10 protein-coding genes, 1 pseudogene and 1 other annotated feature are annotated in these 13059 nt (G+C 44.7%); of the genes and pseudogenes, 7 read left to right on the top strand and 4 right to left on the bottom strand.

The annotated features are described in order from the left end of the window. Positions 1-37 precede the first annotated feature (37 nt). The 3 genes from AB6D58_RS16760 to AB6D58_RS16770 all read left to right on the top strand — a co-directional run bounded on the left by AB6D58_RS16760 (position 38) and on the right by AB6D58_RS16770 (position 4784). Positions 38-1789, top strand: a complete 1752-nt coding sequence (locus AB6D58_RS16760) for a diguanylate cyclase domain-containing protein (protein ID WP_017059307.1) — start codon at positions 38-40, stop codon at positions 1787-1789. A 174-nt stretch (positions 1790-1963) separates the two neighbouring features. Continuing rightward, entirely contained in the window at positions 1964-4333 is a 2370-nt protein-coding gene (gene arcB, locus AB6D58_RS16765; protein ID WP_372102410.1) for an aerobic respiration two-component sensor histidine kinase ArcB, read from the top strand. Between the two features lie 7 nt (positions 4334-4340). Then, positions 4341-4784, top strand: a complete 444-nt coding sequence (locus AB6D58_RS16770; protein ID WP_017062884.1) for a hypothetical protein — start codon at positions 4341-4343, stop codon at positions 4782-4784. Between the two features lie 136 nt (positions 4785-4920). Here AB6D58_RS16770 and arcA read toward each other — a convergent pair whose 3' ends face one another. Continuing rightward, the gene (arcA, locus tag AB6D58_RS16775; protein ID WP_004741534.1) at positions 4921-5637 is read right to left on the bottom strand and encodes a two-component system response regulator ArcA; all 717 of its coding nucleotides are present in this window, start codon (positions 5635-5637) and stop codon (positions 4921-4923) included. Between the two features lie 429 nt (positions 5638-6066). Further along, positions 6067-6168, bottom strand: a pseudogene (locus AB6D58_RS16780) (ribonuclease activity regulator protein RraA); the annotation flags it as partial. A gap of 47 nt (positions 6169-6215) precedes the next feature. On the opposite strand from AB6D58_RS16780, the gene AB6D58_RS16785 reads away from it, so the two are divergent. Then, a complete protein-coding gene (locus AB6D58_RS16785) occupies positions 6216-6725 on the top strand; it encodes a putative 4-hydroxy-4-methyl-2-oxoglutarate aldolase (RefSeq protein WP_372157839.1) in 510 nt (169 codons plus the stop codon). Positions 6726-6839: 114 nt separating this feature from the next. Here the strand turns inward: AB6D58_RS16785 and AB6D58_RS16790 are convergent, their stop codons facing one another. Continuing rightward, complete coding sequence (locus AB6D58_RS16790; protein ID WP_372102412.1) at positions 6840-7298, bottom strand: ribonuclease regulator; 459 nt, start codon at positions 7296-7298, stop codon at positions 6840-6842. Positions 7299-7615: 317 nt separating this feature from the next. Then, positions 7616-7734, top strand: a sequence feature (Thr leader region). 29 nt (positions 7735-7763) lie between these two features. On the opposite strand from AB6D58_RS16790, the gene thrA reads away from it, so the two are divergent. Genes thrA through thrC form a run of 3 tightly spaced genes read left to right on the top strand, consistent with a single transcriptional unit; the run spans position 7764 to position 12477 of the window. Beyond that, complete coding sequence (gene thrA, locus AB6D58_RS16795; RefSeq protein ID WP_372138485.1) at positions 7764-10223, top strand: bifunctional aspartate kinase/homoserine dehydrogenase I; 2460 nt, start codon at positions 7764-7766, stop codon at positions 10221-10223. Positions 10224-10240: 17 nt separating this feature from the next. Continuing rightward, positions 10241-11197: a homoserine kinase gene (thrB, locus tag AB6D58_RS16800; RefSeq protein ID WP_372072706.1), complete on the top strand. Its 957-nt coding sequence runs from the start codon at positions 10241-10243 to the stop codon at positions 11195-11197. Next, on the top strand, positions 11194-12477 hold the full coding sequence (gene thrC / locus AB6D58_RS16805) for a threonine synthase (RefSeq protein WP_017059314.1): 1284 nt from the start codon (positions 11194-11196) through the stop codon (positions 12475-12477). The genes thrB and thrC overlap by 4 nt, the downstream gene beginning before the upstream one ends. A gap of 77 nt (positions 12478-12554) precedes the next feature. On the opposite strand, the gene grcA is transcribed toward thrC, so the two are convergent. After that, on the bottom strand, positions 12555-12932 hold the full coding sequence (grcA, locus tag AB6D58_RS16810; protein ID WP_017059315.1) for an autonomous glycyl radical cofactor GrcA: 378 nt from the start codon (positions 12930-12932) through the stop codon (positions 12555-12557). Positions 12933-13059 lie beyond the last annotated feature (127 nt).

Raw genomic sequence — 13059 nt, forward strand, 5'->3', positions numbered from 1 at the left:
TTTCCCTAATAGATTTTATGGTATAGATTGAGAGTAAATGGAACTGGTAATGACTTGGTTGTGGGACAGGGCGTATGGCTACGGTATTTATATCGTTGTTGTATTGCTGATTGCTCTCATCTGCTGGCATCTCTATTCTCGTTATCAGTCGCATATCGAAACGCTTCTACTTGCTACCCCGTCGCCACTCTACTTTGTTGATGTTCGAAGTGGCGAAATACTCTATGCCAATCGCCAAGCCATGCAGTTGCTTGGTATCCGCCAAATCGGTGTTAATTTTCGCTTTCCTACTGTGGAAAGCGAGAACAGCTTTCGTCACTACTTAACCAACCACATCAACTCTCGAGCCTTCGAGCAGGTCTCCCTGTGGGCGCTTTCTGAATTTGAGTCGTTCAAGATCAACTTGATCGGTCGTAAGATCCATTTTAGAAATAAGCAGGCTTGGATGATTCACGCCTCACCTTATAAAAACACTAACGAAGAACTGTCCCAAGAAGTTCGAGAACTGAATGTTGCTCGTACCGCTTTGGATTCTTTGTCTGAGCTGATCTACGTGAAAGATCAGAAAGGTCAGTTAGTGACGAGTAATCGCTCGTTTAAAAAGTTTTGGCATGGTCGTGCTGAAGAGGGCACCCTGAGTGTTTCTGGTGGAGTATTAAAAGGTCGTGTAAGTGAACGCTCTTGGACTACAGATCAAGATGGAAAAAGCTGCTTGCTTGAAACCTACCAAAGTGTGCTGCTTTCCCAAGATGGAGAAACCATCGGCACGCTCTCTATTAGTCATGATGTGACCGATTGGCATGACATGCAGCAGAAACTGCGTGGCGAGATGGAGAAGCGAAAAGATACCGAAGTGGCACTTGCGCAGCGTGACACCATCTTGCAAAACCTCCTGGAGGCCAGCCCAGACTCGATTGGTATCTTTAATGAAAACATGGTTTATCAAGCGTGTAATAAACCATTTGTGGCTGCGCTGGGTATCTCTGAAGTCAGTGACTTGATCGGTAAACGTTTACAAGATGTGGTGCCACATAGCATCTATACGCGAATATCAGAAACCGATCATCAAGTGCTTCATCAAAGTAAATCACTGCGTTATATCGACAAAGTGGTCTCAAGTGATGGAACATTTACTTGGTATGATGTAGTCAAATCACCGTTTAGAGATCCAGCATCGAGCACTAATGGTGTGTTGATCATGGCGCGTGATATTACAGAGCGTTATCTAGCAGAACAAAAGCTTGAAGAAGCCAACCTTGAACTTGAACGCCTCAGCTTTATGGATAGCCTGACTAAAGTGTCTAACCGACGTCGTTTCGATGAACAGCTCTCTACACTGTGGCATTATCATGTGCGTGAGAAGCTGCCACTGACGATCATGCTATGTGATATCGACTTCTTTAAAGGCTACAACGACTTTTACGGACACCAACAAGGCGATGATGCTTTGATTCAGGTTTCTCAGGCATTTAAGCAGGTGTTGAATCGTTCATCTGATTGTGTGGCTCGTTATGGTGGTGAAGAGTTCGGCTTTATTCTGCCAAATACAACGACCGAAGGTGCTCAGCTGGTGGCGCAGCGTATTCATGATGAAGTCCTAAAATTGGAACTTGCGCATGAGAAGTCGACAGTCTCTGAATTCATCACGGTGAGTATTGGTATTATCTCTTACATTCCTACACCTGATGATGAAATGGAATCGGCTGTTGCCTTGGCTGATAGTGCGTTGTATCAAGCGAAATCAGACGGTCGCAACCGTTCAATGGTGCATCCATACTCAATTCGCTAACGCTATAAAATTGGCAATTTGATTATCCCCGGCTATTTTTGCTTAGTTAGTATTTGTATTGGTTAATTAACCTTCGAAATTACCGCTGAACACTTGCTGCGTGTGATGTAGCTAGCTTACCTCCCATCTTCAAACAGGGTAGAATGTTGCTAGTCTTATCGCATGGAGCGCTAAATGAAACCCATGAAAAATCTTGCCCAGTATTACGTGGATCTACTCGTAAAACTGGGGATTGTCCGCTTTTCTATCTTACTCGCCCTAGCGCTTGTTGCCCTCGCTGTTGTTGTGCAAGTCGGTATCACCCTTGCACTCAAAGGCAATGTTGATGACATCGACATTGTCCGTTCAGTTTTCTTCGGTTTAGTGATCACGCCTTGGGCGGTTTATTTTCTGTCAGTGGTCGTGGACCAGTTGGAAGAATCACGTCAAAGGTTAGCGAAATTGGTCTCTAAACTTGGCGACATGCGTGAGCGAGACCAAGAACTCAACAATAAAATGCAGCTCAATATCGAGAAGCTTAATCAAGAAATTGAAGAGCGTGAAAAAGCGGAAGAAGCGCGCGCAGAAGCAATGCAAGATCTCGAAAACGAGGTGTTCCAGCGCGAGCGTACTCAGCTTGAACTCGCAGAACGTACTGCACTGTTACGCTCGTTTATCGATGCCTCGCCTGACCTTATTTACTACCGTAATGAAGATGGTGTGTTTTCTGGTTGTAACCGTGCGGTTGAAGAGCTCACTGGTAAAACAGAAAAAGAGCTAGTTGGTTTAACTCCTTGGGATGTTTACAGTAAAGAGGTCGCTCAGCAAGTTGTTGAAACCGATAAGAAAGTATTTGCTGACAACCAAGCACTGACTTATGACCAATGGCTTGAATACCCAGATGGCCGCAAGAGTTACTTCGAACTGCGTAAAGTGCCTTTCTACAGCAAAGATGGTCGTCACTTGGGCTTGGTTGGTTTTGGCCGCGATATTACTGAACGTAAAGAGCATCAAGAGTCGTTAGAAAAAGCCAGCCGCGATAAGACCACCTTTATCTCAACTATTAGCCACGAGTTAAGAACGCCGCTCAACGGCATCATTGGCTTGAGCCGCATGCTGCTTGATAGCCAACTGACCACCGAACAGCGCAAGCAGATGCAAACCATCAAGGTGAGCGCGGTGACACTGGGTAATATCTTCAACGATATTATTGATATGGATAAGTTCGACCGCCGTAAGCTTGAACTCTTCCCTACGCCTATTAACTTTGAAGATTTCGTTGTCGAGATCGAAAGTATCTCTGCGTTGATGGCTGAGCAGAAAGGGTTAAGGTTCGATCTAGAAAGGTTGTCTGATCTTCCAGCTGCTGTTGAGGTGGATGGTACTCGTCTTAGACAGGTACTGTGGAACCTTGTTAGTAACGCGATGAAGTTCACCAAAGATGGTGGAGTGGTGATGACAGTCAGCGCCGACATTGATGGTGACTTTGCCAACATTACGATGGAAGTGGAAGATACTGGTATTGGTATCCCTGAAAGTGAAATCGAGAAGATCTTCGCGATGTACTATCAGGTGAAATCGGGCACGGACAACTTGCACGCTGTCGGCACGGGTATTGGTCTCGCTGTCTCTCAACAGCTAATTAATATGATGGATGGCCACATTGAAGTCATCAGTGAAGAGGGCTTTGGCAGTACCTTTACGGTTTCGATTCGAGTTCCAGTGAATCACGATACTCAGGCTCTGATCAAAACGCCAAGAAAACAGTCGAATCTTAAGATCTTTATGGTCGAAGACATTGAACTCAATATCACAGTGGCTCGCTCTCTACTTGAAAGCCTTGGCCATGAAGTGACAGTCGTGATGACGGGTAAAGAGGCGCAAATTGCTTTCAATCCTGAAGACTATGATTTGGTGTTGTTGGATATCCAACTGCCAGATATGACGGGTTTCGATATTGCTCAATACTACCGCGAGAAATACAGCCAGCTACCGCCTTTGGTGGCGTTAACTGCGAACGTATTAAACAACAAGCAAGAGTACTTCCAGAAAGGCATGGACGAAGCGATCAGTAAACCTTTGTCGGTTCGAGCTATCCAAGATGTCATCAGTGAACTTATCGAAGATGCACCAGAGGTAATTGAGAAGGTAGCGGGCACCGATAAGGTTGAGAGCATTGATAAAGTCGACGCGAGTAAGTCTTTTCTTTCAGAAATTGATACCACTTTGCTTGATATTGATATGCTAGAGTCTTATGTTGATATTGTTGGATCGAAACCGGTTTTGGATAGCATCGCGATGTTCGAAGATATGATGCCGGAGTATATGGAAATATTGAACTCCAACATGGTCGCGAAAGATAAAGCCAGTATCGTTTCTGAGGCACATAAGATTAAAGGTGCTGCAGGTTCTATTGGTCTGAAACGCATCCAACAAGTTGCCCAGAAAGCTCAATCTCCAGATTTGCCTGCGTGGTGGGAGAACATTTCAGATTGGGTTGATGAGATAAATAACGAATACCAGAATGACATTGAAGTCTTAAAGAGTTGGTTAAATCAAAGGTAGAAGAATAATGAAAAAATTAGCATTCGCCGCATGTGTAGTGGCATTAGCGGGTTGTTCTGCGCCACAAGTAGAATGGCAGCAAGATAATCAAGTCGAAGTATCTGCAGCAACAGTTACCATGAAAAGCAACCTTTGGCACAACAAGATGCCAACGATTGGCGAGACTCAAGATAAGACCCTACATGGTGCTATCTACCTAGAGTCAGACTCACAACTGCCAGCAACGCTTGCGGTTGAAAGTGTTACGGTTAAACAGGGGGCAGACACCTTGTTGGTAACGGCTGACGATCTTGATTTAAGAACACACAGTGAAACTCAATGGGAAGTCGCGTTTGTATGGCAGCTAGAAATCGACAGTGACAAGCCTGTTGATGTGGCGGTGGAACTTAAAGATGGCGAAACCGTGAAGTGGTTAGTAGAGAAAGACGTTAAGGTGGATACGGTTTACTAAAATCTTATCCAATTAAGAACAATAAAAAAGGGAGAATGCGTTGGCATTCTCCCTTTTTAATAACTATTGATGACGCTTCTAGTGTTCAAAACACTTACTGGTGAGTAGTGCTAAATGGTAAGAGGCTCGAATCGAATTAGTCTTCTAGGTCACCACAAAAGCGGTAGCCTTCACCGTGAATCGTTGCGATGATTTCTGGCGTACCAGAAACAGATTCAAAGTGCTTACGAATACGACGGATTGTTACGTCTACAGTACGATCGTGTGGCTTAAGCTCACGGCCAGTCATCTTCTTAAGAAGGTCAGCACGTGTTTGGATCTTACCTGGGTTCTCACAGAAGTGAAGTAGAGCACGGAACTCTGAACGAGGTAGCTTGTAGCCTTCGCCATCTGGGCTAACCAGAGAACGACTGTTGATATCTAGTACCCAACCGTTGAACTCATACTTCTCAACGCTACGCTTCTCTTCTTGAACAGAGCTTGTGCTCATTGAACGGTTCAGAAGGTTGCGTGCACGGATAGTCAGTTCACGAGGGTTGAAAGGCTTAGTGATGTAGTCATCAGCGCCGATCTCTAGGCCAAGGATCTTATCAACTTCATTATCACGACCAGTTAAGAACATAAGCGCTACGTTTGCTTGCTCACGTAGTTCACGCGCAAGTAGTAGGCCATTCTTACCTGGAAGGTTGATGTCCATAATTACAAGGTTAACTTGGTTGTCAGATAGCACTTGGTGCATCTCTTCACCGTCGCTAGCCTCAAAAACAGCATATCCCTCTGCTTCAAAAATACTCTTTAGAGTGTTACGAGTTACTTGCTCATCTTCAACGATAAGAATCTGCGGGGTTTGCATTTGGCGGTACCTAAATTTGTGACGAAACTGTGCTAATAGAATAAATTCTAGGCAAAAACATAACATACAGGTAATGTATTTTTGATGATAACTTAAAGTTTTCAAAAAAACACTTACTTCCAGCTATCTGCCTTCCTTGAAGTATTGCCCAATAACGTAGATCCAGTACGCCTTTCAATCATTCTTTTAGTGATTGGAATGGATTCTATAATGTTAACAGCATGCTAACAACGCGAGAATGTTAATTCCATTCACTTTGTTGATTTACATCAATTGCCGTATCGCAACAAACTTTAATAGTATGGCTACAACTTAACCAATGTTATGGTGACTATTTAGCACCAAAACAAGAATGATTATTCGAGATGCTTCGCACATCTTGCCTGCTAAAGACCGGATTATGAACCAAGGAAGCTGAAAGCTGTCTTAAGAGTCTAGTAGATAAATATGCTCAATCAACTTTTATTGAGTAATAAATTGAGCATAGAACAATGAAAACAAAGGATTAATTTTAATAACATATAAAAGCATAGAGGCTAGCCTGACATAACCGGTAACGCCTTACTCACGGAGGATATATGCACGATATAACACCCGACTTGTGTGATGAGTTTGAAAGCGAAGTCACTCTACTGAACATGCCATTGCAGAACTTCGGCCAACGTGGTGCGTTCTTTGGAAAAATTGTAACAGTTCGTTGTTATCACGATAATTCCAAGGTTCGCGAGGTTTTAGAGACCGACGGCTGTGGCAAAGTGCTTGTCGTTGACGGAAATGGCTCATGCCAGAAGGCGCTGCTTGGCGATCAACTCGCTATTCTCGCGATAGAAAACGGTTGGGAAGGCGTGATTGTAAACGGTGCGGTGCGTGATGTAGGCATGATGTCGCAAATGGACCTTGGCGTTCAGGCGTTAGGTGCATCGCCATTCAAAACAGAGAAACGCGGTGTCGGCCAAGTGAATGTGACACTCTCTATACATAATCAACTGATTCAGCCTGGTGACTATATTTATGCCGATTGGAATGGCGTGTTAATTTCATCTGAGCTGTTAATTGAATCGAAACTGACTCAAATTGAATGCCGTTGATAGATTAGAACGGGGAATGGTTTGTGATGTACTAAACGGGGAATGGTTTGTGATGTACTAAAAGTTTGGATCTCAATCCGCACTAATCTGTTAATAAAGAACAAGCTAAAGAGACTAAAAGCGAAACCCTAGTCCCACTTCAACACCTTGCTGCCACTCTTCATAATCAAGGGTGGCATGCAAATCTAGGTTATCTGTTAGTTGCACTCGGCTGGAAACCTCTGCGGCTACCGATTTCTCATTGTCTTCGGTCTCGTCTTTATAGGTGTGTAGAGAACTGTTAAAAGAGACTCTTTCTGAGAACTGATAACTGACACCACTCAAGAATCCACTTTCCTGTTTCAGTGCCGCACTATGGATACGTGTACCGACGTAAAGATCCACATCTGAAAACAAGCTATAAGAGTAGCCACTGTCTATCTTCCAAGTATCGAAGCTTTCACTCGACGCGTTTTGTGTGGAGATAAAGAATTTATGAGAAGAACTATCGATCTGGCTGGGTAGTAGAGGCAAGCTATTCGCTGAACAAACAACAGGCATAGCAAAAGCCAAAAGAATAAGTAATCTCTTCATTTCCCACTCCTGATGTCATTATTATTGTTCTTCGAACGTTATCGTTCAATTAAAGCACAGAACTTGTACGTTCGCTGCACAATCGATATGGCATTTTGTTATGACTATATATGCAATTGATCACTATTTCCTGTTCAATGAGTAAATCCAGTATCTTAAGTGAAGGTTTATACAGGGTGTTTTATCCCTTAAATGACGGTTTGCTCTGAAAAACGGTGCGAATGTAAAAAAAACGCAACTTTTCATTGACGTCCAGTGGTAAAAATTGATACACGTAGAGTAAAGCACAAGCAGAGAATTTGATATGCAGCACGTAAGCCACCTAGTAATGACCACAACCATTATTATTACCGACATTAACATTGTTGGGGCAGGCTGCTAAGTAACGGATTTTAAAAAAAAGGCCTGTATCCAACAAGATACAGGCCTTTTTTTGTACCATTTTTATGACTTATGGAGAAAGGGATGCGCGTTTTAAAGTTTGGAGGTTCATCATTAGCTGATGCAGATCGTTTTTTACGAGCGGCTGATATCATCGCTAATAATGCCCAGCAAGAAGAGCTAGCCGTTGTACTATCGGCTCCAGGAAAAACAACCAATAAGTTGGTCGCTGTTATTGAAGCTGCACTGAAAAATGGTGAAGCTGACGCACAGATTACAGAGATCGAATCTTCATTTAACACACTGTTTGCAGAGATCAAAGCGGTCGTGCCTTCTATCGATGGTGCCGCGTTTCAAGAGCAGGTGGATACCTCTCTTGCTCAGCTAAAGCAGTTCGTGAATGGCATCAACCTACTTGGTATGTGCCCGAACCACGTTAATGCTCGCATCATCAGTAAAGGTGAGCGAATCTCTATCCAGTTAATGAAAGCGGTACTGGAAGCGAAAGGCCAACCAGCAAGCCTGATTGACCCTGTCCAATACCTATACGCTAAAGGCGATCACCTTGAAGCTATGGTCGATGTGGATGTCTCTACTCAGAACTTCCAACAATCTCCACTTCCTAAAGGTCACGTTAACATCATGCCTGGCTTTACTGCGGGTAATGAAAAAGGTGAGCTAGTCACACTAGGTCGTAATGGTTCTGACTACTCAGCGGCTGTGTTAGCGGCGTGTCTACGCGCTGATTGTTGTGAGATCTGGACAGATGTCGATGGTGTTTACAACTGTGACCCGCGTTTAGTGGATGATGCTCGTCTTCTTAAATCGCTAAGCTATCAAGAAGCGATGGAGCTTTCTTACTTCGGCGCTTCGGTTCTACATCCGAAGACTATCGCTCCTATCGCGCAATTCCATATTCCTTGCCTAATCAAAAACAGCTTCAACCCACAGGGTGCAGGTACTTTGATCGGCCAAGACACTGGCGAAGATAACCTAGCAATCAAAGGCATCACTACGCTAAGTGACCTAACGATGGTTAACGTATCAGGCCCAGGTATGAAGGGCATGGTTGGTATGGCGAGTCGTGTATTCGGCGCGATGTCTTCTGCCGGCGTTTCTATCGTCCTTATTACTCAATCTTCTTCAGAGTACAGCATCAGCTTCTGTATTGAATCTGCTGATAAAGTGAAAGCGAAGCAAGTGCTATCAGATGCGTTTGAACTTGAGCTGAAAGATGGCCTATTAGAGCCTGTTGAGTTCATGGACGATGTCGCGATTGTTACGCTAGTGGGTGACGGTATGCGCACTTCACGTGGCGTGGCGTCTCAATTCTTCTCTTCTTTAGCGGAAGTGAACGTCAACATCGTTGCTATCGCGCAAGGTTCTTCTGAACGTGCTATCTCTGCGGTTATCCCTGAAGACAAAATCTCTGAAGCGATCAAGGCGTGTCACGAGAACCTATTTAACTCTAAGCACTTCCTTGACGTATTCGTTGTTGGTGTTGGTGGTGTTGGTGGGGAGCTTGTTGACCAGATCCAACGTCAACAAGGCAAACTGGCAGAAAAAGGCATCGTGATTCGCGTATGTGGTTTAGCAAACAGCAAAGGCTTGTTGCTAGATAGCGATGGTCTACCGCTAGAGCAGTGGCGTGATCGCATGTCGAGCGCGACAGAAGAGTTTAGCTTAGCGCGCTTAAATGCACTTGTTCAACGTAACCACATTATCAATCCAGTCTTGGTTGACTGTACGTCTAGCGAAGGCATTGCGGCGCAATACGCTGATTTCCTAGCGGCTGGTTTCCATGTGGTAACACCAAACAAAAAAGCCAACACGGCAAGCATGGCTTACTACCATCAGCTTCGTGAAGTGGCACGTAACTCTCGTCGTAAGTTGATGTACGAGACAACAGTAGGCGCAGGTCTACCCGTAATCGAAAACTTACAGAACCTAATCTCTGCAGGTGATGAGCTTGAGAAGTTCAACGGCATTCTTTCTGGTTCACTGTCTTACATTTTCGGTAAGCTTGATGAGGGTATGACACTCAGCCAAGCAACCAACATTGCTAAAGATAACGGCTTCACTGAGCCGGATCCTCGTGATGATCTGTCTGGTATGGACGTTGCGCGTAAGCTGCTTATTCTTGCTCGTGAAGCGGGCATGGCACTTGAGCTTGAAGATGTTGAGGTTGACCAAGCATTGCCACCGGGTTTTGATGATTCAGGCACGGTTGAAGAGTTTATGGCTCGCTTGCCAGAAGCGGATGCTTACTTCCAAGAGCAGTCAGCGATCGCAGCAGAAGAAGGCAAAGTACTTCGTTATGTTGGTGAAATCGCCGATGGTAAGTGTAAAGTTCGTATCGCAGCTGTTGATGGCGACGACCCAATGTTCAAGATTAAAGATGGCGAGAACGCATTAGCATTCTACAGCCGTTACTACCAACCGATCCCTCTAGTATTGCGTGGTTACGGTGCGGGTACTGAAGTTACAGCAGCAGGCGTATTCTCTGATGTGATGCGTACTCTTGGTTGGAAATTAGGAGTTTAGGAATGAGTTCAAGTGATATGGATGTTGTTGTTTATGCACCTGCATCAATCGGCAATGTCAGTGTAGGGTTTGATGTGCTGGGGGCCGCTGTGTCTCCAGTGGATGGCACGCTGCTCGGTGACCGAGTTATGGTTAAAGCAGGTGATGAATCATTCTCACTAAAAACAGCAGGCAGTTTTGTTTCTAAGCTGCCAACTGAAACCAAAGAAAACATTGTCTACGACTGCTGGGTTGTGTTCTCGAGAGAGCTTGATAAAAAAGGCGTTACGCTAAAGCCTTTAGAAATGACACTAGAAAAGAACATGCCTATCGGTTCAGGTTTGGGTTCTAGTGCATGTTCAATCGTCGCGGCACTGGATGCGCTAAACCGTTTTCACGGTCAGCCCCTGAATGAAACTGAACTGCTTGCTCTGATGGGTGAAATGGAAGGCAAGATTTCAGGTGGTATCCACTACGATAACGTTGCGCCATGTTACCTTGGTGGTGTGCAGCTCATGCTTGAAGAGCTAGGCATCATCAGCCAAGAAGTACCGTGTTTTGACGACTGGTACTGGGTAATGGCTTATCCGGGTATTAAGGTTTCAACGGCTGAAGCGAGAGAGATCCTACCATCTCAATATCGTCGTCAGGATATTATTGCTCATGGTCGTCACTTAGCGGGCTTTATCCACGCGTGTCATTCAGGTCAACCTGAACTGGCGGCGAAGATGATCAAAGACGTGATCGCTGAACCATATCGTGAGAAACTGCTTCCAGGGTTTGCTGATGCTCGTAAATACGCGCTGTCAGCTGGGGCACTGGCTACTGGTATTTCTGGTAGTGGTCCAACTCTATTTAGCATTTGCAAAGAACAAGATGTCGCCGAGCGTGTTGCACGCTGGTTAGAACAAAATTACGTACAAAATGAAGAAGGATTCGTTCACGTTTGTCGCCTAGATAAGCAGGGTTCGATCGTTACAGGAAGTGAGTTATGAAACTGTACAACATCAAAGAAAATGATGAACAAGTCTCTTTTGGCCAAGCCGTTCGTCAAGGCTTAGGCCGTAATCAAGGTCTATTTTTCCCATCTGAACTGCCAAAGTTTGATGATATCGATGCGCTGCTAGCAGAGGACTTTGTCCCTCGTAGCTCAAAGATTCTGTCAGCATTGATTGGTGATGAATTACCAAAAGAACAGATCGACCAAATGGTGGATGCAGCGTTCCAATTCCCTGCACCAATCAACCAAGTAAAAGACGGCGTTTACGCGCTTGAGCTTTTCCACGGTCCAACACTGGCGTTTAAAGATTTCGGTGGCCGCTTTATGGCTCAATCTTTAGCAGCTGTTTCTGATGGTGGTCAAATCACTATCTTAACGGCAACATCAGGTGATACTGGTGCGGCGGTTGCGCATGCTTTCTACGGCATGGAAGACATCAATGTTGTGATTCTTTACCCGAAAGGCAAGATCAGCCCACTGCAAGAGAAGCTGTTCTGTACGCTTGGCAAGAACATCCACACTGTGGCGATTGATGGTGACTTTGATGCGTGTCAGGCTCTAGTTAAAGACTCATTTGATGACGCTGAACTGCGTAAAGAGATCGGTCTTAATTCGGCAAACTCGATCAACATCAGCCGTTTAATGGCTCAGATCTGTTACTACTTTGAGGCGGCTTCTCAGCTGACTAAAGAGCAACGTGAAAACCTCGTTATCTCTGTACCAAGTGGTAACTTTGGTAACCTAACGGCTGGTCTATTGGCTAAAGCGCTAGGTCTACCTGTTAAGCGTTTTATCGCAGCAACTAACGAAAATGACACTGTTCCTCGTTACCTAGAAACAGGTCAATGGGATCCAAAACCGACTGTTGCGACAACATCGAACGCGATGGACGTAAGCCAACCAAACAACTGGCCTCGTATCGAAGAGCTTTGCCAACTGAAAGGTTGGGGCTTAGATACACTAGGCAAAGGTAAAGTATCTGACGAGCAGAGCGCTGAGTCAGTTCGCGACCTAAAAGCACAAGGTTACCTATGTGAACCACATGGTGCGATTGCTTACCGTCTACTGGAAGAGCAACTGCAAGAGAACGAAACTGGCTTGTTCCTGTGTACAGCACACCCAGCGAAATTCAAAGAAGTGGTTGATGACATCCTAGGTTCTGATATCGAACTGCCTGGCCCGCTAGCAAAACACGCGGCGATGGAATTGTTGTCTGAAGATCTTGATAACGATTTTGAAGCGCTAAAAGCTGTGCTTCGTCGAGTTCAACCGTAACGTCCATTTGTTTTTCGAACAAATAAAAACGGCGCTCAATGAGCGCCGTTTTTGTATTCTAATTTAAGCTCTAAAAATTATAGAGACTCAGTGAACGTACGTGCGATAACGTCACGTTGCTGTTCAGTTGTTAGAGAGTTGAAACGTACAGCGTAACCCGATACACGGATAGTTAGCTGTGGGTAGTTCTCTGGGTGAGCAACTGCGTCTTCTAGCGTTTCACGCTTAAGAACGTTAACGTTTAGGTGTTGACCACCTTCGATGCGTGGTGCTGCTTCGATTGCAACTTCACGGCTTTCGTACTCGCCTAGGTCTGCAGCTGAGATAACTTGGTCAGCTTCGAAACCTGCAGTAGCAACAACACAACGAGCTTCATTCTTCTCGCTATCTAGTAGCCAGATTGAGTTTAGTAGGTCATCGTTTGCTGCTTTAGTAATTTGAATACCTTGGATCATAACTATCTCCTAGTCCACTGAATGTGGTTTGATTATGGTGTTAACTTTCGATTTTTATTGAGCTGGGTAATGTATACCTAATATTAGTAAGGTTAACATTGATTTAAGTCAAAAAACAACCAAAAAC

Source organism: Vibrio sp. 10N.239.312.D08, from assembly GCF_041466145.1.
Lineage (GTDB): Bacteria > Pseudomonadota > Gammaproteobacteria > Enterobacterales > Vibrionaceae > Vibrio > Vibrio crassostreae_C.